Origin of the sequence: Meiothermus sp., assembly GCF_037443965.1 — a bacterium.
GTDB lineage: Bacteria > Deinococcota > Deinococci > Deinococcales > Thermaceae > Meiothermus.
The window spans coordinates 87,568-111,499 of record NZ_JBBINI010000007.1 but is presented as its reverse complement, the minus strand read 5'-3'; the positions used below and the strand labels follow the sequence as shown (position 1 = coordinate 111,499).

The 23,932-nt window shown below is 62.3% G+C and carries 20 protein-coding genes, 1 tRNA gene and 1 pseudogene; 11 read left to right on the top strand and 11 right to left on the bottom strand.

Going from position 1 to position 23,932, the window contains the following annotated elements:
• Positions 1–60 precede the first annotated feature (60 nt).
• On the bottom strand, positions 61–1,650 hold the full coding sequence (locus WKI89_RS05975) for a CRTAC1 family protein (RefSeq protein ID WP_337868260.1): 1,590 nt from the start codon (positions 1,648–1,650) through the stop codon (positions 61–63).
• A 108-nt stretch (positions 1,651–1,758) separates the two neighbouring features.
• Here WKI89_RS05975 and WKI89_RS05970 point away from each other — a divergent pair, with 108 nt between their 5' ends.
• The 5 genes and pseudogenes from WKI89_RS05970 (at position 1,759) to WKI89_RS05950 (ending at position 5,797) form a co-directional block, all read left to right on the top strand.
• Complete coding sequence (locus WKI89_RS05970; RefSeq protein WP_337868259.1) at positions 1,759–2,970, top strand: vanadium-dependent haloperoxidase; 1,212 nt, start codon at positions 1,759–1,761, stop codon at positions 2,968–2,970.
• 24 nt (positions 2,971–2,994) lie between these two features.
• Positions 2,995–4,035, top strand: a complete 1,041-nt coding sequence (locus tag WKI89_RS05965) for an oxidoreductase (protein WP_337868258.1) — start codon at positions 2,995–2,997, stop codon at positions 4,033–4,035.
• Positions 4,032–4,319, top strand: a pseudogene (locus WKI89_RS05960) (heme-binding protein); the annotation flags it as partial. The gene WKI89_RS05965 and the pseudogene WKI89_RS05960, both read left to right, overlap by 4 nt.
• Before the next feature lie 71 nt (positions 4,320–4,390).
• Positions 4,391–4,522 carry a heme-binding protein gene (locus tag WKI89_RS05955; protein WP_245392519.1) on the top strand — a complete coding sequence of 44 codons (132 nt, stop codon included), beginning with the start codon at positions 4,391–4,393 and terminating at the stop codon, positions 4,520–4,522.
• Positions 4,523–4,573: 51 nt separating this feature from the next.
• Positions 4,574–5,797 (top strand): aminotransferase class V-fold PLP-dependent enzyme, encoded by a 1,224-nt coding sequence (locus tag WKI89_RS05950; protein ID WP_337868257.1) that lies wholly within the window; start codon positions 4,574–4,576, stop codon positions 5,795–5,797.
• 28 nt (positions 5,798–5,825) lie between these two features.
• Here the strand turns inward: WKI89_RS05950 and WKI89_RS05945 are convergent.
• Positions 5,826–5,916 (bottom strand) — tRNA-Ser (locus WKI89_RS05945).
• Positions 5,917–5,999: 83 nt separating this feature from the next.
• On the opposite strand from WKI89_RS05945, the gene WKI89_RS05940 reads away from it, so the two are divergent.
• Complete coding sequence (locus WKI89_RS05940) at positions 6,000–6,665, top strand: PIG-L family deacetylase (RefSeq protein WP_337868256.1); 666 nt, start codon at positions 6,000–6,002, stop codon at positions 6,663–6,665.
• Here WKI89_RS05940 and WKI89_RS05935 read toward each other — a convergent pair.
• From WKI89_RS05935 to WKI89_RS05915, 5 genes are all read right to left on the bottom strand, one after another.
• On the bottom strand, positions 6,568–7,926 hold the full coding sequence (locus tag WKI89_RS05935) for a chloride channel protein (protein ID WP_337868255.1): 1,359 nt from the start codon (positions 7,924–7,926) through the stop codon (positions 6,568–6,570). The two genes, WKI89_RS05940 and WKI89_RS05935, sit on opposite strands and share 98 nt — an antisense overlap.
• Positions 7,926–8,975 (bottom strand): amidohydrolase family protein, encoded by a 1,050-nt coding sequence (locus WKI89_RS05930; RefSeq protein WP_337868270.1) that lies wholly within the window; start codon positions 8,973–8,975, stop codon positions 7,926–7,928. Before WKI89_RS05930 ends, WKI89_RS05935 begins: the two co-directional genes overlap by 1 nt.
• Positions 8,976–9,093: 118 nt before the next feature.
• Positions 9,094–9,894: a GNAT family N-acetyltransferase gene (locus WKI89_RS05925; protein ID WP_337868254.1), complete on the bottom strand. Its 801-nt coding sequence runs from the start codon at positions 9,892–9,894 to the stop codon at positions 9,094–9,096.
• 11 nt (positions 9,895–9,905) lie between these two features.
• Entirely contained in the window at positions 9,906–11,018 is a 1,113-nt protein-coding gene (gene menC, locus WKI89_RS05920) for an o-succinylbenzoate synthase (protein ID WP_337868253.1), read from the bottom strand.
• A 99-nt stretch (positions 11,019–11,117) separates the two neighbouring features.
• Entirely contained in the window at positions 11,118–11,348 is a 231-nt protein-coding gene (locus WKI89_RS05915) for a hypothetical protein (RefSeq protein WP_337868252.1), read from the bottom strand.
• A 199-nt stretch (positions 11,349–11,547) separates the two neighbouring features.
• Between WKI89_RS05915 and WKI89_RS05910 the strand changes: the two genes are divergently transcribed.
• The gene (locus WKI89_RS05910) at positions 11,548–12,099 is read left to right on the top strand and encodes a Uma2 family endonuclease (RefSeq protein WP_337868251.1); all 552 of its coding nucleotides are present in this window, start codon (positions 11,548–11,550) and stop codon (positions 12,097–12,099) included.
• A gap of 1 nt (position 12,100) precedes the next feature.
• Here WKI89_RS05910 and serS read toward each other — a convergent pair whose 3' ends face one another.
• Positions 12,101–13,372, bottom strand: a complete 1,272-nt coding sequence (gene serS, locus WKI89_RS05905; protein ID WP_337868250.1) for a serine--tRNA ligase — start codon at positions 13,370–13,372, stop codon at positions 12,101–12,103.
• Between the two features lie 220 nt (positions 13,373–13,592).
• A complete protein-coding gene (gene gatC, locus WKI89_RS05900) occupies positions 13,593–13,880 on the bottom strand; it encodes an Asp-tRNA(Asn)/Glu-tRNA(Gln) amidotransferase subunit GatC (protein ID WP_337868249.1) in 288 nt (95 codons plus the stop codon).
• A 39-nt stretch (positions 13,881–13,919) separates the two neighbouring features.
• Between gatC and WKI89_RS05895 the strand changes: the two genes are divergently transcribed.
• Positions 13,920–15,344, top strand: coding sequence for a pyridoxal-dependent decarboxylase (locus WKI89_RS05895; protein ID WP_337868248.1), 1,425 nt, complete (start codon positions 13,920–13,922; stop codon positions 15,342–15,344).
• On the top strand, positions 15,334–16,011 hold the full coding sequence (gene mnmD, locus WKI89_RS05890; RefSeq protein WP_337868247.1) for a tRNA (5-methylaminomethyl-2-thiouridine)(34)-methyltransferase MnmD: 678 nt from the start codon (positions 15,334–15,336) through the stop codon (positions 16,009–16,011). The genes WKI89_RS05895 and mnmD overlap by 11 nt, the downstream gene beginning before the upstream one ends.
• Positions 16,012–16,425: 414 nt before the next feature.
• On the opposite strand, the gene WKI89_RS05885 is transcribed toward mnmD, so the two are convergent.
• Both WKI89_RS05885 and WKI89_RS05880 read right to left on the bottom strand, forming a co-directional pair.
• Positions 16,426–16,875 (bottom strand): hypothetical protein, encoded by a 450-nt coding sequence (locus WKI89_RS05885; protein ID WP_337868246.1) that lies wholly within the window; start codon positions 16,873–16,875, stop codon positions 16,426–16,428.
• Between the two features lie 279 nt (positions 16,876–17,154).
• On the bottom strand, positions 17,155–18,156 hold the full coding sequence (locus WKI89_RS05880; RefSeq protein ID WP_337868245.1) for an aspartate-semialdehyde dehydrogenase: 1,002 nt from the start codon (positions 18,154–18,156) through the stop codon (positions 17,155–17,157).
• A gap of 460 nt (positions 18,157–18,616) precedes the next feature.
• Between WKI89_RS05880 and WKI89_RS05875 the strand changes: the two genes are divergently transcribed.
• Positions 18,617–21,739, top strand: a complete 3,123-nt coding sequence (locus WKI89_RS05875; protein ID WP_337868244.1) for an AAA family ATPase — start codon at positions 18,617–18,619, stop codon at positions 21,737–21,739.
• 262 nt (positions 21,740–22,001) lie between these two features.
• Positions 22,002–23,804, top strand: coding sequence for a DNA primase (gene dnaG / locus WKI89_RS05870; RefSeq protein ID WP_337868243.1), 1,803 nt, complete (start codon positions 22,002–22,004; stop codon positions 23,802–23,804).
• Positions 23,805–23,932: the final 128 nt, after the last annotated feature.

Below are 23,932 nucleotides of genomic sequence, written 5' to 3'. Positions count from 1 at the left end.
GTACGGAATGGTCTTGGTTTTTTCGACTCGGAAAAAAAGTACCACCGAGTAAGAGGCATGTCAATAACTGCTGCCCGGTGTGTAGCTGCGGAGTTCCTGGTTTCGGGTCAGCACCACAAACTGGTTGCTGGGGGCCTCGAGCCAGTCCCCCTGCTGGCCGTCGGGCCAGCGCACCCGCAGGCGCACCCGCTCGGCCTGGCCCAGCCCAAAGTGCACGAAGCCCAGGCTGCCGCTCAGATGGCCGCCGCCCACCGTCAGCTCGCGCCGCAGGATGCGGCCGGGTAGCTCGACCTCGAGCCAGGCCCCCACGGCATCGGGGTTGGGGCCTGGCTGCTGCAACTTGACCTGTAGCCAGTTGCCCAGGGGTTGGCCGTTGGCCCCTCCCAGGTTGCGCCAGACCTGGGCCTGGTCGAGCCGGTTGACCACCACGATGTCCAGCCGGCCATCGGCGTTCAAGTCCACCACCTGGGCCCCCCGGCCCCGCAAAAAGCTGGCCACCCCGGCTTTGTCCCCCACCTCAACAAAGGTGCCGTCCGGCCTGCCCAGCATCAGGTTGTTGGGGTCGCGGGCTGCGGCCTCGCGCATATAGCCCACGTTGCCCTTGCTGACAAACAGATCAATTAGGCCGTCGTTGTTGACGTCCTCGAACTGGGCGTGCCAGGCGGTGGACATGTGCACGTCCCCACCGGTATAGGGGCGGTGGGCGGTGGCGTTGCGGCGGAAGGCGATGTCCACGTAGCTGGGCTTGTCGGGCGACTCGAGCATCTGCAGCTTGTTGTCGCCCATGCTGGTCAGGTAGTAGACCGGGTAGCCCGAGCCGGTGAGGTCGTAGCTGGCGATGCCCATGCCCCAGATTTGCAGCCGTTTCCAGCCCTCGGCCTCGGTATAGAGCCGCGGGGGCTGGCCGGGGCTCAGTTGCCAGAGCTGCTCCTGGCCTTTGCCCTGGTAGTACTCGCGGTCGTTGGAGACCCGCAGGGCCGGGATGCCGGAGCGGTTCCAGTCGGAAAACAACATGGACAGCGCGCAGTAGCTGGGCTCGAGCGGCCAGGGGGGTGTGAAACCCCCTCCCCCTGGGGCAGGCCGGTACAGCGCGTTGCCCCGGCAGGTGCCCCAGGGAAAGGTGGTGTTGCGCTTGACGTAAGCGCCGGTGGCCAGGGTGGGCCAGGTCTGGCCCTGCTCCCAGGTGGCCGAAAAAGCGGTCGTCCAAGTGTTCCCCCCCTGGAAGCCCCACCGGCGGTTGGCGTTTTCAAAGCGGCAGTTGCCCAGCCCGCGCAGCAAAACGTCCTCGCCGTCGCGCAGCAGGGTCAGGTCGGTGAGGCCGTCGCTATCCATGTCGAGGGGATAAGCCCCCATGACCCCCTCGAGCTCCACCCCCCCAGCCTGCTCCCGGAAGCGCAGCGGCCCCCCCACGGGGCTTTGGTTCAGATAGAGCTTGGCTCGCTGGGTGCCGCCGGCCAGCACCAGTTCGGGCAGGCCATCGCTGTTGCAGTCGAAGGCGGCCAACCCGCCCCCCACCACGTAGTCGCCCTCGAAGCGGCTTTGCAGGCCAGCGCTCCAGGTCTCCTCAACAAAAATGGGCGTTACCTGGGCCAGCGCCCACGGGCCCAGCCAGATACCCAGCAAAGCCCAAACCCAATAGATCCAGGGCATGAATTGCAGTATAGGGTGCTTTTGCTGAAAAGAAACCAGACCGCTTTGCAGTCCGAAGGGATTGGGCTTGCCTCGATAAATTGATGCACACAGCGATAGACTGGGATTGTGCGTGTATTGATGTTGTTGCTTGTGCTGCTGGGCTGTTGGGGCCTGGGTCAGTCCAGAACCTGGATTGCCACCCCGACCCCGGCCCTGCGTGGGCTGCTGGAGCAGCTTAAACCGGTGGAGGGCTCGCTGGAGCGTTCACTGAGCTGGGAGACTTTGAGCGAGTTTGAGCGCCTCGAGCTTCTGGGCATCCAGACCCAGATGTTCTCCCCCCTGCGCACGGCCCGGGCGCTGGCCTTGCTGACCTTAGCCCTCCACGATGCGCTTCATCTAACCCAGGGTCGGCCGGTCGAGGCCAACGTGCTGGCCGCTTATGCCGCCCAGGAGGTGATGCTCTACCTGCACCCCACTTTTCCCAACCTCAAGGATGCTGTGCGCCAGACCGCCCAGGCCATCTACCGCCAGGCCCAGATTCAGGGCTGGCCGGAGCCCAACCTCCGGTTGAGCCAGGCCCTGGGCCGCCAGGTAGGGTTGCAGGTGGTGGCCTGGGGCCGCCAGGATGGGGCCGCCCGCCAGATTATCCCCACCTACCCGGCCCCGGCCCCTGGGGTCTGGGTGCTGCCCCTGGGCCGGCCTGCGGTGGAGCCAGGCTGGGGTGCGGTGCGGCCCATCGGGGTGGCTCTCGAGGCCCTGGCCAAAGCCCCGCCGCCCCCGGCCTGGGACTCGCCCACGTTCGCCCGCGAGCGGGCTTTGTTCTGGACCGAGCAGGCCAAATTAGACGAGGCTGGGCGGCAGATTGCCGATAAGTGGGCCGGCGACCCCGGCACCGTGACCCCGGCGGGCCTCTGGCAGGAGGCAGCCCTGGAGATCCTGCGCCAGCGCCGGCTCGAGGCCACCCGGGCTGTGGGGATTCTGGCCGTGCTCAACATCGCCATGCACAACGCCAATATCGCCTGCTGGCGCGATAAGTTCACCCACTACGTGGCCCGGCCTGAGCAGTGGGTACGGAGCTTCGACCGGCGCTGGCAGCCTTACCTGCGCACCCCCAAGCACCCTTCCTACCCCTCGGGCCACTCGGCCATCAGCGGGGCGGCGGCGACAGTACTGACGCACTTCTTCCCCGAGGAAGCCCAGACCTGGGAGGCCCTGGCCAAGGAAGCCTCGTACTCGAGGGTCGTCGCCGGGATTCACTGGTTTGTGGATGGTAGCGGCGGGCTCGAGCAGGGCCGTCAGGTCGCCCGTCAGGTACTGGAAGCGCTGCAAAAACCCTAGACTATTGGCATTCCAGGAGGTTTTGTGACCCTACCCATTCACGTTGCACTGATCGGCTATGGCATGGCCGGAAAAGTCTTTCACGCCCCTGTTATTCAGGCGGTGCCGGGCCTGCGTCTGGTCACCATCCAGAGCAGCCAGCCCCAGAAGGTGCATTCAGACTGGCCCGAGGTCTGGGTGAGCACCACCTTCGAGGAGGTAATCGAGAGCCCCCAGATTGACCTGGTGGTGATCGCCACCCCCAACAATACCCATTACCAGCTGGCCCGGCGGGCCCTGGAAGCCGGCAAGCACGTGGTGGTGGACAAACCCTTCACGCTTTTTGCCCACGAAGCCCGGGCGCTGCAGGCGCTGGCCCAGGCCCAGGGGCGGGTGCTCGCGGTCTTCCAGAACCGGCGCTGGGATGGCGACTTCATGACCCTGCAAAAAATTGTGGAGGCCGGCACCCTGGGGGAGGTGGTCTACTTTGAGTCGCACTTCGACCGCTACCGCCCGGTGGTGCAGAACCGCTGGCGCGAGCAGCCCGGCCCCGGCAGCGGTCTGTGGTACGACCTAGGCCCCCACCTGGCCGACCAGGCCCTGCTGCTGTTTGGCTGGCCCCAGGCCCTCTACGCCGATATCGGGATGCAGCGCTATGGGGCCCAAGCCGACGACTACTTTCACGTGCTGCTGCGCTACCCCCGGCTCCGGGTGGTGCTGCACGCCAGCACCCTGGTGCCGGGGGGCAGCCCGCGTTTTGTGGTGCATGGCACCCAGGCCAGCCTGGTGCACTACGGCCTGGACACCCAGGAAAAGGCCCTAAGGACGGGCTTACGCCCAGGTGAGCCAGCCTGGAAGCTGGACGCTTGCGAAGCCTGGCTGCGCCGGCCCGAGCAGGCCCCCGAGCCCGTGCTGGTGGAGCCGGGCGACTACCGGCGCTTTTACGAAGGGGTGCGGGATGCCATCCAGGGCAAGGGGCCCAACCCGGTGCCGCCCGAGCAGGCGGTGTGGCTGATGGAGCTGCTCGAGGCCGCCCAGCAGAGCGCGCTCGAGCGCCGCGAGATTGCTTTAGGGGGTGAGACATGAACACCGAACAAGACCTAAGGGTGATTGCCGAACAGGAAGCCCGCCTGCGCTTTGAGCGCTTCGATGCCGCCGTGGCCTGGGAGTTAGGCGCCCGGCTCAAAGAGGCTGCCGAGGGCTTACACAGCGCCATTGCCATGGACATCAGCCTCTTTGGGCAGCCGCTCTTCTTCTATGCCATGCCCGGTGCCACCCCCGACAACGCCGACTGGATCCGCCGCAAGCGCAACGTGGTGCAGCGCTTTCACCGCAGCTCTTATTCGGTGGGCCTGGTGCTCAAGCAAAAGGAGAGCAGCCTGGAGGCGCGGGGCCTGAACCCCCAGGACTACGCAGCCCACGGGGGGGTTTCCCCATCTTCGTGCAGGGCGTGGGGTGCATTGGGGCCATCACGGTCTCGGGGCTGCCCCAGCGCGAAGACCACGAGCTGGTGGTGGAGGTGCTGGCGGGCTACCTGGGCCTGCCTTACGAGGAGCTGGCCCTGGATCCCTGATAGGATCGCGCCGCCTTGCCTTGCGGAACGGGAAAGGACGATCAGCCCGAGATGGATTCAACACAAAACACCCAAGCGCTCGAGCCGGGCGCCAATCAAACCCCCTTTGGCTGGGCCATGCGCGCCCACTGGCTCCTCGACCCCGCCATCATCTACCTGAACCACGGGACGGTTGGCGCTACCCCAAAGCAGGTGCTGGCCGTACAACAAGCGCTCCGCGAGGAGCTGGAACGCCAGCCAGCCCGCTTTTTGCTGCGGGAGCTTTCGGCCCTCTCAGGCCCCTCCGAGCGCGCCCGGCCCCGGCTGCGGGAGGCGGCCCAGGCGGTGGCCCGGTTTATGGGGGCCGAAGGGCGGGATCTGGTTTTTGTGGACAACGCCACCACCGGGATTAATGCGGTGCTGGGCTCGCTCGAGCTGCAACCAGGCGACGAAATTCTGATCACCAACCTGGCCTACGGCGCGGTGCGCAACGCCGCAGCCTTTGTGGCCGAACACTGGGGGGCCCGCCTGGTCACCCTCGAGCTGCCCTTTCCGGTGTTCAATCCGGCGGATTACCTGAACCGGCTGGCCCTAGCCCTCACCCCCCGCACCCGGCTGGCCATCCTCGACCACATCACTTCCGAGACCGCGCTGGTGCTGCCCCTGGCCGAGATGGCGGCCTGCTGCCGGGCGGCGGGGGTGCCGGTGCTGGTGGATGGGGCCCACGCCCCGGGGGCCATCCCCCTGGACATTCCCAGCCTGGGGGTGGACTACTACACCGGCAACCTGCACAAGTGGGCCCTGGCCCCCAAAGGTTGCGGTTTTTTGTGGGCGGCCCCTGAGCGGCAGCAAAGCCTGCACCCGCCGGTGATCTCCTGGGGCCTGGGGCAGGGCTTTGTGCAGGAGTTTGACTGGGTGGGTACCAAAGACCCCACCCCCTTTCTGGCCGCTCCGGCAGCGCTGGAGCTTATGCAGGCCTGGGGCCTGGACGCCATGCAGGCCTACAACCACCACCTGGCCTGGCAGGCCGCAGTTTGGCTGACCGCGCGGTGGGGCTTTGAGCTGCCTGCCCCCGAGGCCATGCTGGGCTGTATGGCGACCCTGCCCCTGCCGGCCTCGCTGGGCCGCACCCGCGAAGACGCCGTGCGTCTGCAGTATGCCTTGTTGTACGAACACCGCATCGAAGCCCCCATCCTCTGCCTGGGCGGGCGTTTGTGGGTGCGCATCTCGGCCCAGGTCTATAACACCCTGGAGGATGTGGAGGCCCTGGCCCAGGCCATTGAGGCCTGGAAATAAAAAAACCGCCCGTCGTCGGGCGGCTTGCTGGCGGAGTGGGAGGGATTCGAACCCTCGATACAGGAAACCCGTATACACGCTCTCCAGGCGTGCCCCTTCAACCACTCGGGCACCACTCCAGCTTTGGCCTGCTCATGCAGGCAAGGTTGAGTGTACTAAGGCGGCCTGAGGAGCGTCAAGCTGTTAGCGTATACTTTTGAACGTGCGCTTACTGGCAGTCTTTCCTCATCCCGACGACGAGATAGGGGTTTCCGGCACGCTGGCAAAGCACGTTTTGCGGGGCGACGCGGCCAAGATTCTCTGGCTTACCAGGGGCGAGCTGGCCAGCCAGTTTGGCCAGACGTCCCCGGACGAGGTGGCCCGCATCCGCGAAGAGCACGGGCACACCGTGGCCCAGATGATCGGTGCGGAGGCGCAGTTCCTGGACTTTGCCGACTCGAGCCTCACCGGCGGGCGCGACGAAGCCCTGGCCATCGCCCGGGTGGTGGCGGCCTGGAAACCGAATGTGGTGATCACCTGGAACCCCCAGGATGTACACCCCGATCACCGGGCGGCCTACTGGGCCACCCTCTCGGCGCTCAAGTTCTGCCGGATTCCCAAGCTGGTAGGGGAGCCCCACCGCCAGCCGGTGCGGCTTTTGCACTACTACCGCAGCGATATTCCCCGCCCGGCGGTGCTGGTGGATGTGGGCGAGGAGGGGCAGGCGGTGGCCGAGAAGGTCTTCAGCTTCTACCGCGATTTTTACAAGTGGGAGTATAGCCTCGAGGCCTTCAGGGCGAATCGCTCGAGGCTGGGGGGCGAGGCTGGAGTGAAGTTTGCGGAGCGGTTTCAAGCCGAGGCTCCTCTGGCCCATTCTTTTCTGGGCTGATCTCCCCAACCTCGAAGCTGCCGCGCGGGCTGGTGAAGGTGTAGGCCGCAAAAGCCCCAATCAGGGTGAGGGGCAGCAGGCTATACCCGCCAATTTCGCCTGCTAGCACCACGGCCGCAAAGGGAGCACGGGCGATACCGGCCAGCAACGAGGCCATGCCCACCAGGGCCGCGCTCTGGGGCGAGGGGGCGATGGAAGGCCACACCCCATCCAAAAGCTGGGCCAGAATCAGTCCGCTCAGGCCGCCCAGGGCTAGGGCCGGGGTGAGCTGCCCGCCGTAGGCCCGCACCCCGCCGCCCAAAATCAGCAAGGCCAACTGCACCAGGAACAGGGTTCCCAGGAACGGCAGGGTCAGGATGGGGGAGGTGCCGAGCTGTACCCACGAGAGCCCGCTGCCCACTGCCTCCGGGAGCAGCAACAGCACCAGGGCCAGCACCAGACCAAACAGGGCGTGGCGAACCCCAAAAGCCAGCCGACGTAAAAAACGCCGCAAAAGCCGCTCGGCCTCGAGCCAGAGCGTACCCACCCCGGCGCACACCAGCCCGATGGCCAGGCCGAAGAAGAGCTGCGGCCATTCCAGCGGCCCTGGAGGGAGCTCGAGCAAGGGCCCGTACCCGTGGAAAAGGCCGTAAACGGTAAAACCAGCCAGGGCTCCAATCAAAGCGGGGGCCAGCGCACCGACCTCGAGGGCCAGCCCCCGGTAGACGATCTCGCTGGCTAAAAGCGCACCGGCCATGGGTGCGTGAAAGGCCGAGGCAAAGCCGGCGGCCATCCCGGCGAATGGCAGAAACCGGCTCGACTCCCCCAGGGGGATGCGCCGCCCCAGGGCGCTTCCCACCCACAGGCCCAGGGCGGCCATGGGCCCCTCGCGGCCCAGCGGAGAACCCGCCCCAAGCTGCACCAGGGAGCCGATGATGCCCCGAAAATACTCGCTGGCCCGCACCGGCTGGCCCGCGCGGTATGCGGCCAGGAGCCAGCCCAGCCCCCGGCCTGAGCCCAGGTAGCTCGAGGCCGCGAACAAAAGCGGCAACAGCAGGACCAGCCACCAGTAGCTAGGCCCACGAAAAACCTGGGACAACCCCCCCTCGCCGGGTAGGCCGGGCGGCAGGTAGCCCAGGGTTTCGCCCAGCAGATAGCGCTCAATTAGCCGTAGGATCAAAACAAAACCGGCTGCAAAGACGCCGGTCAGGGCCCCGACGAATGCGCTGTACAGGATGAGCGAGCCTATCTGCATAGAGTATTGGGCTGCTACCAGGCCCACTACCAGGATTGTACTTGGGAAACCGGCGTTCCGCGCGTGATGCGGGGCACCTCGAGCCCCAGCACCCGGTAGCCGTTGCGGGTGGCTGCCCGCACCAGCACCCTGGGGTCTACCTGGTTCCACAGGAAAAGGGCCTCGTTGCGCACGTCCAAATCGGGGCTGCTGCCGCGCGAGTCGGTGCCCAGGGCGGGCTCGAGCCGGTGCTTCAGGTACAGTTCCCAGGGCATCTGGCCGCACGCCAGCCCCTGGTTGCTGCGCGGACAGGCGACGATGCGGGTGCCCGACTGGGCCAGCATCTGCACCTCTTCCTCATCCACCTGCACGCCATGCACAATCGTCAGGTGCGGCCCCAGCACCCCCAGTTCGGCCAGATAGCGCACAGGGGTCAGGCCGGGAACGTCCTTATAGGCAGGAAACCCATACTGCAACAGGATTTCCTGTAGCGCCCCACCGCCCTGCGTCATCAAAACCGTTTCCTCGGGGCTTTCGGCCACGTGCATTTGCATGGGAAAGCCCTCGAGCTTGGCAATCTCGACCAGCTTCTTGAGCAGGCCAGCGCTCACGTTGTAGGGCGTGTGGGGTGAGATGCCCACCCGGATCAGGCTGTTTCGCTCGCGCCAGCTCGACAACTGCACAGCTATTTTGCGCGCCACCGAATCGGCCTGATCAGGGTTGCGGTTGATCACCTCCAGATACACCACCCCCGGTAGAGGGCTGTGCGCTACCAGCCACTCCACCATCTCCGGCCTGTAGGCGATATCCCCAAAGCCGCCCACCCCCAGCGCTTGTAACTCACGCAGGCCCTGTGCAACCGCCTCCATGTTGCGCTTGAGGCCATGCTCAATTACGTGCTTGATAAACTCGGGGTAGGCTCCGCGAAAATAAGGAGCGGTGGACAGATCCAGGTGGGTGTGGGCGTTGACCACCGGGGGCGTGAGGGCCTTGCCTTTGTGTACAAGCGGCGCACCTGGGTGGCTTTGTCGCAGTTCGGACAAGGGGCCTACGGCGGTCACCTGGCCGCCCACCACCAGCAGGCCCCCCTCGAGCATGGGGGTGCCAAAACCCACATACACCACATCAGCTGTCCAGATTTCCGGTTCAAGGGTCAGGGTTGCCTCCCAGTAACGCACCCGGCGGGCTGCTGCGGGGTCTTTCCGTCGCGTTGGGTCATTGGCCCTCCACCCGCTCCAGCACATAGCGGTTGGGGCTGCGCACAAAGTCTACGGCGCGGTAGCCCTGGGCAAAGTAATGCCCGAAAACTTCACGGCTGTGCATCCGCCAGGCCTGGGCCAGCGTGGGGTCGGTTTGCAGAATCTGGCCCCAGTCTTCGGGGATCTGCACCAGGATTCTTGGGTCGCGCAGGCCCAGGTAGGCCTCCACGGGCACCTGCTGCTCGAGGCGGTTGGCGAGTGGAAGGCCCGCTACCTCCGGGGTGGGGGCAGGGGCATAGATCCGCTGAAACACCCTGGGGGCGCGCAACTCCCACACCGCATAGGCCCGGTCGGAGGGGGCCCCGGCGTTGATGCCGCCCATGGGGCCGTAGCAGTTGAGGATGTAGCGATTGAAGGTGGCCCCCAGTTTGCGCAGGTTGAAATGGGCGTTGAGGCCCCGCAGCGGGTCGAAGGTCCAGACCACCCGCTCGTAGCCTTTGCTGAGGGCCCAGTCGCGCTGATACCGCTTTAGCAGCAGCCCAATCTGGCTGCCCTGCAATTCCGGCAAAACCCCGGCCATGTGCGAGTGGTGGTCGGTGGGGCGGTCGGTGGGAAAGCCGAAGATAAAGCCCACCAGCCGCTCGGAGGCGCTGGGCTCCTGGAGATAGGCCCCCGCCAGCAAGGCCCCCTCGTGCACCAGGGCCATCAGGGTGCCGCTGCGGACTGTGTCGTTGGGGTCGTTCCAGATGGCCTGCTCGAGCCGGGGAATTTGCATGATTTCCTCGGGTTCGTGCAGCTCACGGATCACAACGTTCATACGGCGCAAACTTAACTGCTCTTACCAATGTAAGCCGACTTCTCGGTGAGGCTTTGCAGCAGGTCGCGCTTGAGGGTCACGCCCAGACCGGGCCCCTGCGGTACGGGCATCAGGCCGCCGGTGGCCTCGAGCGGCTGCTCGATAATGTCCTCCTGCCAGTAGCGGCTGGCGCTGCTGGTGTCGCCGGGCTTGATAAACATGGGCAGGGTGGCTACGTGAATGTTGGCGGCCCGGCCAATGCCGGCCTCCAGCATCCCGCCCATCCAGACCGGCAGGCCGTAGCTCTGGGTGATGTCGTGAATTTTGCGGCTGGCCAGAATGCCCCCCACCCGCCCCGGCTTGAGGTTGATCACCCGCCCGGCCCCAATCTCCAGGGCTTTGCGGGCGTCCTCGGGCGAGGTGATGGACTCGTCCAGGCAGATGGAGGTGGAGATGGCCGCCTGCAGCTTGGCGTGGTCGAGGATATCGTCGAAGGCCAGGGGCTGTTCGATGTAGTCGAGCCGGGCAGCGTCCAGGGCCTTGAAGGTGGCGATGTCGTTGAGGCTGTAGGCCGAGTTGGCGTCCACGGTGAGGTTGGCCTCGGGGTAGGCCTCGCGCACCGCCAGGGCCAGCTTGACGTCCCAACCGGGCTTAATCTTGAGCTTGATGCGTCTGTAGCCATCGGCCAGCCCCTTGCCCACCTTCTCGAGGGTGGCCTCGAGGCTGGGCTCGATGCCCAGGCTGATCCCCACCGGAATCTCGGTGCGCACCCCACCCAGCACCTTCCAGAGGGGCTGCCCCAGGCTTTTGCACCACAGATCCCAGAAGGCCATCTCGAGGGCGGCCTTGGTCATCTTGTTGCCCCTGAAGCCGGCAATCTCGCCCCAGAGCTGCTCGGGGTTGGCGAAGTCTTTACCCAGCACCTTGGGGATCAAAAGCTCCTCCAAAAGCGCCCAGGCCCCCGGGATGGTCTCCTCCCGGTAGTGGGGGGTGTACTCCATCACGGTCTCGGCGTAGCCCTCGAGGCCTTCCCCATACAGTGTCAGAACGACAATGTGGCGCTGGGTCTGCTCCCCAAAGGAGGTCTCGAAGCGAAACTTGAGCGGCAAGGAGATATGGCGGAGCTCGGCGGCTTCAATTTTCATGCCCGTATGCTAACGCCCTAGAAGTCAAAAGCCCAGTGCGTCCCCAATCTATCAAAGAAGGTATTCACAAATGGTGTATCGTGAAAAATAGTACATAGATCACATCTTCCATGCCTCGAGCACAAACACTGGGCTCTCGGGGGTCAGGGGTTCTTTGTGAAAGCTGCCAAACAACCGGTAATCGAACCCAAAAGCCCGTAGCCAGCGCTCGAGCTCGTAGCGGGTGTAGTAGCGCTGGGTCAGGGTGTGGCGCTCGCGGCGAAGGGTGCCGCGGGGCGATACGGTATCCACCAGGTAATGGGTCATACGCATTTCGGCAGTATCGTTCACTTCGGCAAGCCTAAACGATACTACCGAAATGCTTTTCTACTCCCTTCGGTCGGCTTGAATCCTTCACCTCTGACTCCGTCCAACGGTGAAGGATTCAAGCGGAAATGGTATCAGTCCATAGGCGGGTATTGTACCGGCCACACAACGTTTGCCGGCGAACCCGAATCTGGAGAATATGGGTTTGCGCTAAACTAAGCTCATGATCAAACCCGGTGCCCAGCTCATGAGCATTGAGGAGTATTTTCGCACCGAACCGGGGCGTGAAGTTCGGCACGAGTACGTACACGGACATATTTATGCGATGGCTGGGGGCAGCAGTACCCACAACCGTATATGTGCCAACGTGGTGCACCTTTTGGTGGGACTTAACCTAGCCCATAACAAGTGCCGTGTTTACCCCAGCGACATGAAATTGCGCATCAGGGACGAAAAGGTCTACTACCCCGACGCAATGGTGGTGTGTCAGGGCCAGCTTCCCAACGAGTTTTACGAAACCGAACCGTGCTTGCTGGTGGAGGTGCTATCTCCCAGCACCAAAGATATTGACCAACGTGAAAAGGCCGATGTATACCGCAGCTTGCCCAGCCTACAAACCTACCTGATTGTGGATTCCGTGTCGCGCAGTGTCCGCCGCTACTGGCGCGAAGGTGAGGAATGGAGGGTGATGGACTACGTTCAGGACGGGGTAATTCCGTTGCCCTGTTTGCAAGGGGAGGTGAGCCTCGAGCAGATCTACCGGGGCATCTTGTAGCTCAGGGGGTCGGCCCCAGCCGCTCTTTGCCGAAATAGGGCTGTACTGCCTTGGGTACGTTGACCGTGCCATCTTCGTTCTGGTGGTTCTCCAGCAGCATCACCAGGATGCGGGGGGTGGCCAGGGCAGTGTTGTTGAGGGTGTAGGCATAGCGCACCTTGCCATCGGCGTCGCGGTAGCGCAGGTTGGCCCGGCGGGCCTGCCAGTCGAGCAAGGCCGAGCAGGAGTGGGTCTCGCGGTAGCGGTTTTCGCTGGGAACCCAGGTTTCCAGGTCTACCTGGCGGTATTTGCCCAGACCCATATCGCCGGTGGAGACTTCCAAGACCCGGTAGGGCAGCTCGAGCGCCTGCAAAATGCTCTCGGAGATGCTCAGCATGGTGTCGAACCACTTATTCGACTCCTCCAGGCTGGCCGTGCACAGCACGTACTGCTCAACCTTGTTGAACTGGTGTACGCGCATCAGGCCGCGCACATCCTTACCTGCCGAGCCGGCCTCGCTGCGGAAGCAGGGGGATAGGGCGCAGTAGGTTTTGGGGAGTTCGTCTTCGGACAGGATCTCCCCGGCGTGCAGGTAGTTGAGCAGCACCTCGGCAGTACCGGCCAGAAAGGCGTCCTCGCCGTCCACTGAGTACACCTGGTCGCGGGCGGTGGGAAACTGGCCGTGGCCAAAAAGCACCTCTTCTTTGGTAAGGCTGGGGACGCTCAGGGGCGCGAAACCCGCCCGCACCATCTGGTCGAGGGCGAAGCGCAGCAGGGCTTGCTCGTAGATCATCAGGTCGCCCCGCAGGATGTACGAGCGCGAACCCGAGACCTTGGCGGCGCGCTCGAGGTCGGCCCAGCCGTTTTTCTCCATCAGGGTTACATGGTCCAAGGGCTCAAAAAGGAAGATGCGGGGGTTGCCGTGGACTCGAGTCTCCACATTGAACGAGTCGTCGGGCCCCACCGGCGCACCCTCCCAGGGGATGGTGGGGGTGAGGTACAGCAGGTTCTTGAGCTGGCCCTCCAACTCCCGCAACTGTGGCTCGAGCTGGGCCAACTGCTGGCCAATCTCCTTGCCCTTTTCGATCAGGGCGGCGCGTTCTTCGGGCCGGGCCTTGCTAACGGCCTTGGCGTTGGCGTTGCGTTCGGCCTGTAGCTGCTCGGTTTTTCGCCGGAGTTCGGAAACCTGAGCGTCCAGGGCGAGCAAAGCGTCGAGGTCGAGTGTCCCCCCCTTCTGCTCGAGGGCCCTGCGGACGATTTCGGGGTTTTCGCGGATGAATTTGATGTCGAGCATAACGATATCCAGGAGCGAGGGTTGGGGGTCAGAAATTAGCGCCTGACCCTATACCCTCGAGTGTTATACCAACTCTGCGCGTGAATGGCGCATAAAGTGCCCCTCACTTGCCGCGCCAGATAGGTTCCGGCTTGGCCGGAATCGCGTAAGCGACTATGCCTCTGGCGCGTCCGAGGTTCTCTTTCCCGATCTTTTGGGTCCTTCATAAACAGGTTTGTAATTACTCTATGACCCTTGGTACTTTGAACTGGCCGTCTTCCTGCTCGATGGCCACCGATAAGGCTTCTTGCTGGCTCAGCGAGGGGCGGGTTTCGTCGGGCCGTAGGCGGTTGGTGATCTCTACCGGGCGGGCCATCTCGCTCAGCCCTTCGGTGTCGAGGTCGCCCAACTTCTCGAAGAACGCCACCACCGAGCGCAACTCGCCCTCGAGCTTGGCCTCTTCCTCCGGGGTGAGGGCCAGCCGCGAAAGCTTGCCAAGGTTTTTGATTAGTTCTGGAGTAATCTCCATAGACTTCATTCTAACCCTGGCATGGGTTAGTCTACCGGCATGTCGCCGGAAGAGTTCAAGCGTTTGGGCTATCAACTAATAGACTTTATCGCCGAGTACCGCGCCGGAATCGAATCTATGCCGGTAATGTCGCAGGTTCAGCCGGGAGACATCAAATCGCTGTTTCCGCCAAACCCGCCGCAACAGGGGAGGGGGTTCTCTGGCCTGCAAGACGACCTTCGGGCTTTGTTGCCGGGCCTGACCCACTGGCAAAGCCCCAACTTTTTTGCTTGGTTTCCCTCCAATGCCCCCCTGTCCTCGGTTCTGGCCGATATCGTAGCGACCGGCCTCGGCCAGACCGGCATCACCTGGCAGGCCAGCCCAGCCCTGACCGAAGTGGAAGAGGTCATGAACGACTGGCTGCGCCAGATGTTTGGCTTGCCCGAAACATTCAAGGGTGTGATTCAGGATACCGCTTCAACCGGCACTTTTGTGGCGCTTCTGACCGCCCGGGAGTGGGCTACCCAACAGTGCCAGGACCGAGGGGGGCTCCAGGCCGAGGCACAGCCGCTCACGGTTTATGTTTCCGATCAGGCCCATAGCTCGGTTCCCAAGGCTGCGCTGCTGGCCGGGTTTGGACGCGACAACCTGCGCCTGATTGAAACCGACGATGCCCATGCCATGCGCCTGGATAGGCTAGCGGCTGCTATAGAGCATGACCTTGCCCAGGGGCGTAAGCCCTGCGCGGTGGTGGCTGCTATCGGAACTACCGGCACCACCGCCATTGACCCCCTGCGCGGCATCGTGGAGCTGTGCCAGCAGCATGGCATCTGGCTGCATGTGGATGCAGCCATGGCCGGTTCGGCCATGATTTTGCCGGAGTGCCGCTGGATGTGGGAGGGGGTGGAGTATGCCGACTCCATCGCCATCAACCCGCACAAGTGGCTGGGGGTGGCCTTTGACTGTTCGCTTTACTACGTGCGTGAGCCGCAACACCTGATCCGAGCCATGTCTACCAATCCCTCCTACTTGCACTCCGCTGCCGATGGCCAGGTCAAAAACTACAAAGACTGGGGCATCCCACTGGGGCGGCGCTTCCGGGCTCTCAAGATTTGGTTTACCCTGCTCGACCAGGGTGTGGAGGGTTTGCAGGCCCGGTTGCGGCGGGACCTTGCCAATGCGAAGTGGCTCGAGGCCCAGGTCAAGCAAATGCCCGGCTGGGAATTGCTCGCACCGGTACCCCTCCAGACCGTTTGTGTGCGCTACAATCCGGGCGGCCTGAGCCCCGAGCAACTGGACCGGCATACCCTGGACTGGGTGGCTCGAGTCAACCGCACAGGCCGGGCCTTCGTGACGCCTGCCATGCTCAAGGGGCGCTGGATGATACGGGTCTCGATTGGAGCCGAAACGACCGAGCACAGCCATGTTGAAGCCCTGTGGACCCTGATGCAGCAAGAAGCGCAGAAGGTTGAAGTTGACCGATAAAACTTCCAATTTTGAGCCGCTGGTGACTGAAGACGGCTCCCTCACGCTGGTGCATCCGGTTTTTGGGGAGGCTTATAGCTCCAAGTATGGGGCCTGGATGCAGGCCAACGAACTCTATTTGAAGCTCACCCAGACCCACCGGCACCCTTCGCCCAGGGTGCTGGAAATCGGCTTTGGGCTGGGCTTTAATTTTCGGGCTACGCTGGAAAACTGTCTTAGCCGCGGGGTGGCTTTCGAATATTTGAGCTACGAGGCATTTCCGGTTGATCGGAAAACGTTGGCGTTGTTGAGGACGCCCATCTCACCACCTGCACAGGCGATTTGGAAGGCGCTCCTAGCACGCTGGCCGGCCCAGGCGGTGCCGTCGGTGGTTTTGGCTGGGGAATGGGGACGCCTGGAAATCCGCTTTGAGGACGTAACCCACGCCGAGTATCCCCTGGCCTGGGCGAGTGCCATCTACCTCGACCCTTTCAGTCCGGAAGTAAACCCAGCGCCCTGGGGGCTTGATAATTTACGGAGGCTATACGCTTCTGCACGGCAAGGCGCTTACCTAGCCACCTATTCGGTGGCAGGGCAGTTCCGTCGCGCTTTGGGCGAAGCTGGTTTTGCGGTGCAAAAGGTACCCGGCATCGGCAAGAAACACTGGTCGCAGGCGCAGCGACTTTGATACCGGTTCCGCTTGAACCCTGCACCTTTGGATGTAATCAAAGTTGAGCGGTTCAAGCTGACCGAAGGGAGTAGGAATGCATATGAAGCGTCAGTTCGGAAATAGAAAAGCAGAATAAACCTGTGAGGAACGGCAGACTCACGCTAAGGCGTAGTGGAGGTACTGGCTGTCCTTCGGCCAGCTAGGAGGGGTGGGTTCCGAGGTTGTTCATGCGTTCTGTGATTGCATGGACTGGTGCAGAACAAACCCCACCCTACCCACCCCTAGGCGGTAGGGGTGGACTTTACGATGCCGCCCGGCTGATTGACGGGTTTTTAACCTTCGGCTCAGCTTTTTCAGCTTGTTGGATAACTTCGAACTGACGTTATGAAGGAAAAGAGGGGTGGCTCTTGGCCAGCCCTCTTCTTCCATGTCCTAAAAACCGATATTCACTCCAAATGCCCCGCCCAGACCAAAGGTGCTGGGCCCTGAGAAGAATAACATCGGGTGTACCTCAACAAAGAAACCGATGAGCGGCAGGCCCACGTTGAGATACGTTCCGATCACTCCCCTGGCACCCAAACCCCCGGCGGTGGAACCCTGGCTGAGCAGCGAAACCGTGGTACCCGTCGCGTAAAACAGACCCGCTCCAGCATACAGGTCGGTGAGGGGTACGCTAAAGAGCACATCGGCGCCCCCACCCAGCGAGGCCGGGCCACCAGTGAAGAAGTTTGCCCCGGCATAGACCCGTCCATCCAACAGCAAAGGCACCAGGGGCAGGCGAACCCCAGCATTAATCCCAAAAGGGCTTCCGGCGGTTACCTGTACGCTCTGGGCAAAAGCAGGGGCTAGGAGTAAAACCAACAGAACCAGCAGTCTACGCATGTCCAAACCTCCGCGCTGAGTATACGGGTCATTTCTGGCAAGTTGCTGTGATGAATGGCCACCACCGTTGATATCTCAGCATAATTCGCTCCAGCACTCCCAACGACCACAGACTACTTTGGGGTTGGTATATGCGTTTTTCCCGAAACACTTCCGGCGATAGCCAAAGGGCAGACCATATCGCCCACGGCGAATCCAAAATCTGGTGCTTGCCAGGTGCGCTGGGGTCTGGCGGGATGGACGAGCTGGGATTTAACGTCTACGAGTTTGGTGCGCGAGTTACGAGCGGGCCACGGGTTTCTGTAAAAGCTCTGCAATCTGTACTGCGTTCAGGGCTGCCCCCTTGAGCAACTGATCGCCAGCCACAAAAAAGTCCAGGCCGTTGTCAAACACCAGGTTTTTGCGGATTCGACCGACTTCCACATTAAATTTGCCGGTAGCGGTAAGGGGCAGCGGATAGCGCTTGTTGGTCGGATCGTCCACCAGGTCCACACCGGGGGCACTGGAGAGCACTTCCCGTGCCGCTTCCGGACTGACCGGACGCTCAAATTCCACCGTTACGGCTTCGGAGTGAACCCGAAGCGTGGGAACCCGCACGGCCGTGCAGGAAACCTTGATTTGCGGGTCGCCCATGATTTTCTGGGTCTCCCACAGTACCTTCATCTCTTCTTTGGTGTAGCCATTCTCCTGAAAGGCATCTATGTGTGGAATAACGTTGAAGGGCAGCGGGTGGGCAAAGGTTTTGTGTTCGACCGGCAGTCCGGCCAGGAACTGCCGGGTTCCGTGCAGTAGCTCTTCCATGCCGCTGGCACCTGCTCCCGATGAGCTCTGGTAGGTGCTGACTATGACACGTTTGGCACCAAAGGCCTTGTGAAGCGGGTAGAGGGCCATTACCAGGATGGCAGTGGTGCAGTTGGGGTTGGCGATGATGTTTTTGTGGCCCTGGATGGCGTGTGCATTGACCTCTGGAACAATCAGCGGTACCTCGGGGTCGTAGCGGAAAGCCGAGGAGTTGTCTACCACCACCGATTGCCGGGCCCAGATGGGGGCGTATTGCTTGGAGACACTACCCCCCGCGCTCGCCAGTACGATCTCCACCGGCAAGGGGGTCTCGGGCAGCGCTTCGATGGGGATTTCCCTGCCCCGAAACTTCTGGCTCTTGCCCGCCGAACGAGCCGAAGCATAAAGCCGCAGCTCTGAAACCGGAAAATTGCGCTTTTCCAAGACGTTTAGCAGTTCTTGCCCAACCGCTCCGGTAGCCCCTACGATTCCAATCTTCATGGCATGCTCCTTAGGGAAACAAAAAACCCGCCCGGGTAGGCAGGTAGAGGCGACAACTCCGTTGAGCTGCCGCCTAAGTGGTAGTGGTGGTATACCAAGCCATCTAGATAAATATAGCCCTATACCAACTGGAAGTCAAACCTAACTGCGATTTCGAAAGAAGGCCGCTGGTTTTACGCAGCAGCGTACTGTGGCTCCGCTGGCTCTTGTTTTTAGGGCGATTAATGGAGACTGTTTTCCCAAACTCAACACGAGTGGGGTTGCCGTGCAAACTAGGGATTCTGGCTGGGTTGCACCTGCTATCTGAACCGGGATAGGACAGATGGCACACGGGATTGTGAATAGTTGTGAGCAGCAGCTATACTAGGTTCTGTTGAGCAAAACGTCCTGTTGAGCAAAAGCGGGCTGTTTCGCAAAGCATACCTATCGTACCTTTGGTTGAGTCGGGAAACATTTAGCTGTGGCTGTTTCACCTATGATTTGCCCCCGCTGTGGTCATACCAATGCTGCCGGTGAGGAGAGCTGTGCTCGCTGCGGGAATACTTTGTTGCCGGGTGGAACCTTTGTACAAGAACGGCGCTGGGTAAGCGCGGTGTTCTTCGATCTGTCTCGCTTTACCGAGTATGCGCTGGCCCACCCGCTCGAGGATACCTGGCAGGCGGCCAATACCGCACTACAGACGGCGGCCAACCATGTGCGGCTGTATGGTGGACACATAGATAAGTTCTTTGGGGATGGCTTCTTGGCGGTGTTTGGGGTTCCGCGCAGCCAGGAGTCGGACGCGCGTGCGGCACTGGAAGCTGCCCAGGCCATGGTGGCCTCGAGCACCCTGCCGGGACGGGCGGGCGTTGCCAGCGGGCTGGTTCTGCGCACCCCTCTGGGCGGGGGGTTGGCGGGAGATCAAACCGTACTGGGGCCTGCGGTCAATCTTTCCCAGCGTTTGTCACAGGCAGCGCCGCCCGGCGAAGTCTGGTGTGATGCCACTACCATGCGCTTGATTCCGGGTGTGCTTACCGAAGCGCTTTCCCCCCAGCCACTCAAGGGCTATGCGGAACCGCTGGTGCCTTTTCGTTATGTGGGTTTGCGCTCCGATCCACCCGATGCGCTTGGGCGTGACCGCGAGGTGCGTATTTTGCAACACGCTTTGGAGAAGGTTCGCAGCGGGGCCGGGCGGCGGGTGATTTTGTACGGGCCAATGGGGGTGGGCAAATCGCACCTGGCGCAGCATTTTGTCGAGACCTTGCCCGAAGGTGTGCGGGGTGTGATAGCACCGCGCCTTACCACGGGTGTGGCCCTGCGCTATGCCCTGCGCCAGGGATTACAAAAGCTGCTGGTGGATGGCCTCTCCCGGCTAAGACAGCTCGAGCTGCCCGAGCATCTGCGCACCATCCTGGATTTTAGTATCGGCATCGAGGAGCACCCCGGCCTGCCCTCCGATGAACTGGACAGCCTGCTGGTGCAAACCTGGTGGTCGCTGCTGGCACGGATTGGCCAGGATAGCCCCATCGTGGTGGTGTTGGAGGATTTGCACAATGCCGACCCCACCGTGCTCGAGTTCACCCGGAAACCGGCTCCGCCGGGGGTTCTGTTGCTCTTGGTTGCCCGACAAAACCGCTGGGAAGCCCACGAGGACCTAATACCCCTTCCCCTGGAGCCCTTGTCGCTGGAGGATACCCAGCGCCTGATTTTGCGTGCTCGGCCCGATCTTGGCCCGGCCACCAGTCTGCATCTGGCCGAGGCCAGTGGCGGGTATCCGCTGGCTATACAGGCCCTGAGCCTGACCAGCAGCGGCGAGCCCGAGCCCATCCCGCTCTATCAGCCCCGGCTGGATAGTTTGCCCAGGCTGGCCCGGGTGGCCCTGCAAGCGGCGGCAGTCCTGGGTTCCGCGGCCCCGCCGGAGTTGGTACGTCACCTGGTAGGGGAGGAAGCCGACCTGACCCGCCTGGTGGGGGAGGGTTTCCTCGAGGCCGATGAGAACGGGCAGTTGCGTTTCGCCATACCCTGGCTGCGCGAGGCCACCTTGGGCCAGGTAGGAGGTCAGCAGGTGCAGAACTGGCACCAGCAGGCGGCCCGCTGGTACCAGCGCCAGGGTCGCCTGGCCGAGGCCGCCACCCACCTCGAGGCCGCCGGTGATACAACCACGGCTTACCGTATGTGGCGGGTGGTCGCACAACAAGCCTGGAACGAGGAACGCTACTCGGGGGCCATACTGGGCTACCTGGAGGCGCTGCGCCTGGCCGAGGGCAACGTGCGCTGGCAGGCGGCGCTCGAGGCTGCCGAAGCCCACCTGGCCCTGGGCCGCTATGCGGAAGCCCTCGAGCTGGCCAGCTTTCCGTTGGAGAGCCCAGATTTGCCGGTCTCGGTACGTCAACGGGTCTGGGCTATTCGCCTGGAGGCCAGCCTGGCCCTGGGTCAAGCCGACTTGATCGAACCCCCGACGCCCGAGGAGATTACCGAGCCGCGTCTGGCCCTGGCCTTGGCCCGTACCGTACCCATCGAGCGGGCTCGGGCTTTGCTGGAAGGACTGCCCGCCAACCTCGAGGGAACCGCCGCGCTAGTGCGTGCAAGGGCCTGGCTGCGGTCTGGGGAGGTTGAACGGGCTCAGGCGGAATGCGAAGCCTACCTTCGGGAGTATGCCAGCAGTCCCGCTGAGTGCTTTGAAGCCCGCCAGATTTTATCGGAAACCCTCTGGCGGCAGTTCAAACTGGGGGAAGCGCTAAAAGCCCTGGGTCAGCCGCCCAGCGACGTATTGCCCGCCTGGTTTAGCAGCCTGTACAACGGTAGCCTGGCGGCCTTTCAACTGGATTTGGGAGCGCTCGAGGTAGCGGCAGCGTTGATAGAAGAGAGCCTGTTGTTGCTCGAGGGCGCACCGACCTGGGTCATCGAACGGGTGAGTCGTGTTCGCCTGCGCTTCCTGATCGAGTCGGGCCAGCTCGATGATGCCATTTACTTTGGTGAATCGGCAGTGGCCCGGGTTCCTTCACCCGGTCTCTTGTCGCTTCTGGCGCTGGCTTATGCCCTGGCCCCCGGCCAGCAGAACTGGCTGATGCTGCAAAGGCTGGTTCGCGGTCTGGAAGATTTAGATAACCTGGAAGTGGATGCTGTATGTCAACTGGCCTTGGGGCTTCGCATGTGGTACCTGGGCCAGGATGGGTTTGCCCATCTACGCCGGGCAGTGCTCCTGGCGCGTCGGAGCCACAACCCTGGATTTTATTTTCACGCACTTTTGGCCCTGGCCCTGAGCCAGCAGAACCATAGCCCTAAAAAAGCCCTTGCCCTCTCGCAATACCTGCTAAGCCAAACGGCAGGTTGGGGCTTCGAATTACAGCACGGATACTCTCGCCTTCTTCGGGCCCAGCTCCTTCTGGCCGAAGGCCGCGAACCTACTGGCCTTCTGGAATTCGAGGCCAAAACCCCCTTGGCCCAGCTTTGGAAAACCTTGCTACTGGGGGTTGTTCAGGGGAAAAAGCCAGTTCTCAAAGCCCACCATTTCAGGGGACTGGGGATCCTGGGCATATGGGCTAGGTGGTTTTTCTGCGAGCGGGTCCCCTACCTGGAAGTGCGCTCTAAACTGTCAGAGTGATACCGATTCTCCTGGCAGTGGGTGCAAATACGTGGGTTGCTGTGAAGGCCAAAGGGCGAGGCTTCCCAAGGGGGCGTTGACTATGCTGAGTAAAGACGGCTGAGCCCGTCGAAGCCAGTTCTACGCCAGGAATCGCTGTGAGCTCGAGTTTAGAGAGGTTCAGTGGCAGGCAAACCAGGCCGGGAACTAAAGTCAGTGGTTGTTGACCTTTAGTTTTGGCTTGCCTTTCTCGCCGACGCGTTAGAATGAAGCTCTAACTTTTATGGATGACCAAAGCGCCCATGTCATCGAGCTAATTCGCTCCCGAATGCCCATTCAGGAGCTGGTGGGGCGCTATGTGGCCCTCAAGCCGAGTGGCAAGGGCACCTGGAAGGGTTTGTGCCCATTCCATCAGGAAAAAACGCCCTCTTTTACAGTTCATGAGGCCAAGGGGCTGTGCTATTGCTTTGGCTGCAAAAATGGCGGTGACATTTTTGCTTTTCTACAGAAGATCGAGGGCATTGAGTTCCGGGAGGCTCTGGAGCGCCTCGCCCAGGAAACCGGCGTCGAGTTGCCGCAGTACAGGGGCCGAACCTCGGCTCGCAAAGAGGCCCTGCAAGTCTTGGAGCTAGCCCAGGCTTACTTCCGCTCCCACCTAGGGGGCCAAGCCCTGCAATACCTGCAAGCACGCGGCTTGACGCCCGAGTCCATCGAGCGGTTTGGTCTGGGTTATGCGCCGCAAAGCTGGGATAGCCTCATCAAGTATCTCCACAGCCAGGGAGTGAGCCCGCAGGAGGGGCTGGAAGCTGGGGTGCTGATGGAGCGCGAGGGACGTTTTTTTGACCGCTTCCGACACCGGGTTACGTTTCCCATCCTCGATCCTTTGGGCCGCATTGTGGCCTTCACGGCCCGAGCCCTTTCCAAGGACGACAACCCCAAATACCTCAACTCGCCCGAGACCGTCCTGTTCAAGAAAAACCAGCTCCTTTATGGCTATCCCCAAGCCCGCGCCTCGATTCGGGAGCGGCAGCGGGCAGTGGTGGTGGAGGGGCTTTTCGACGTGATTGCACTGCATCAGATGGGCTTTACGGAGGCCGTGGCGGTGCTGGGTTCTTCGCTATCTGCCGAGCAGGCCCACCTCCTGAAGCGGGCAGATGCCGCCGAGCTATACTTTTCCTTCGATGCCGATGAGGCAGGGCGCAAGGCCACTTTGCAGAGCCTGAACCTAGAGATTGCCAAGAGCTTTGTGGTTCATGCGGTGCTGCTCGAGGGGGGCAAGGATCCCGGCGATTTGCTGTTGCAGCCCGACGGCAAGAATCGCTATGAGGAGGCCCTGCGGTCGGCACTGCCCGAGGTGGAGTACCGCTTTGAAGAAGCCGCACGAGGATTGGATCTGCGCCGTGCCGAGCACAAGCAAAAAGTTCTCGAGGCGCTGATGCCGCGCCTGGTCTCGAGCGAACCCTTCGACCGGGTGGTGGAGAAATTGAAAGCCAAGGTGATCGGCGCGCTGGAGCTTTCGCCCCGTGCGCTGGAAGACTACCTGGCTCGCAGCCGGGAGCCCCGCCGTGGACGGTCTGAAGCCCGTGCACCAGGAGGCTTACCACGGCCCGATATGGCGGCCAGCATCGGGCTGAACCGCCCCGACCTCACCGAAAAGCGCCTTTTGCGCGAGCTGGATGTGATTGCCCTGTTGTACTCGGTGCCCGAGGAAGAGTTTGTGCAGTGGTCGCTTTATGTCGAAGACCATACCTGGCCCCCCGAGGGCAGTCTGTTGGCCGACTTCATGCAAGCGGCCCGTCTCGAACAAGGTAAAAACCGCATCCTTAAACATTTTGAGCAGCGCGGTGAAGGGGCTCGGCTGATAGATGTGCTGATGAAAAGCCCTAGCTTTGAGCGCATAAACCTAGAAGCCCACCTGACCGTCGCGATGGCAAGGGTGCGCGAGGTGTACTACGAAATGCGTCTGGACAAGCTCAAAACCCAACTTAAATCCACCAGCGACCTAGATGAGGTGCGTGCCTTGACCAAAGACATCCAAGAAGTATTGCAGGCCATCGAGGCCGAGCGACGGGTCTACAAGCGCTAGTTCGGCGCAAATTCTACTGGCAGGCTACTGGGGAAATTGCGCCAAAAAAGGGGTCGCAACGCCGGACAGTTTTGCAGATGCATCGCGGGGCAACCAAGTGAGTTTGCACGGGTGTATCCGTGATGCAA

Excerpts from the sequence above, each read along its gene's own strand:
- WKI89_RS05975 (WP_337868260.1), bottom strand. The coding sequence starts at position 1,650 with ATGCCCTGGATCTATTGGGTTTGGGCTTTGCTGGGTATCTGGCTGGGC.
- WKI89_RS05950 (WP_337868257.1), top strand. The coding sequence starts at position 4,574 with ATGGATTCAACACAAAACACCCAAGCGCTCGAGCCGGGCGCCAATCAA.
- WKI89_RS05930 (WP_337868270.1), bottom strand. The coding sequence starts at position 8,975 with ATGCTCGAGGGGGGCCTGCTGGTGGTGGGCGGCCAGGTGACCGCCGTA.
- WKI89_RS05925 (WP_337868254.1), bottom strand. The coding sequence starts at position 9,894 with ATGAACGTTGTGATCCGTGAGCTGCACGAACCCGAGGAAATCATGCAA.
- menC (WP_337868253.1), bottom strand. The coding sequence starts at position 11,018 with ATGAAAATTGAAGCCGCCGAGCTCCGCCATATCTCCTTGCCGCTCAAG.
- WKI89_RS05910 (WP_337868251.1), top strand. The coding sequence starts at position 11,548 with ATGATCAAACCCGGTGCCCAGCTCATGAGCATTGAGGAGTATTTTCGC.
- serS (WP_337868250.1), bottom strand. The coding sequence starts at position 13,372 with ATGCTCGACATCAAATTCATCCGCGAAAACCCCGAAATCGTCCGCAGG.
- gatC (WP_337868249.1), bottom strand. The coding sequence starts at position 13,880 with ATGGAGATTACTCCAGAACTAATCAAAAACCTTGGCAAGCTTTCGCGG.
- WKI89_RS05895 (WP_337868248.1), top strand. The coding sequence starts at position 13,920 with ATGTCGCCGGAAGAGTTCAAGCGTTTGGGCTATCAACTAATAGACTTT.
- WKI89_RS05885 (WP_337868246.1), bottom strand. The coding sequence starts at position 16,875 with ATGCGTAGACTGCTGGTTCTGTTGGTTTTACTCCTAGCCCCTGCTTTT.
- WKI89_RS05880 (WP_337868245.1), bottom strand. The coding sequence starts at position 18,156 with ATGAAGATTGGAATCGTAGGGGCTACCGGAGCGGTTGGGCAAGAACTG.
- dnaG (WP_337868243.1), top strand. The coding sequence starts at position 22,002 with ATGGATGACCAAAGCGCCCATGTCATCGAGCTAATTCGCTCCCGAATG.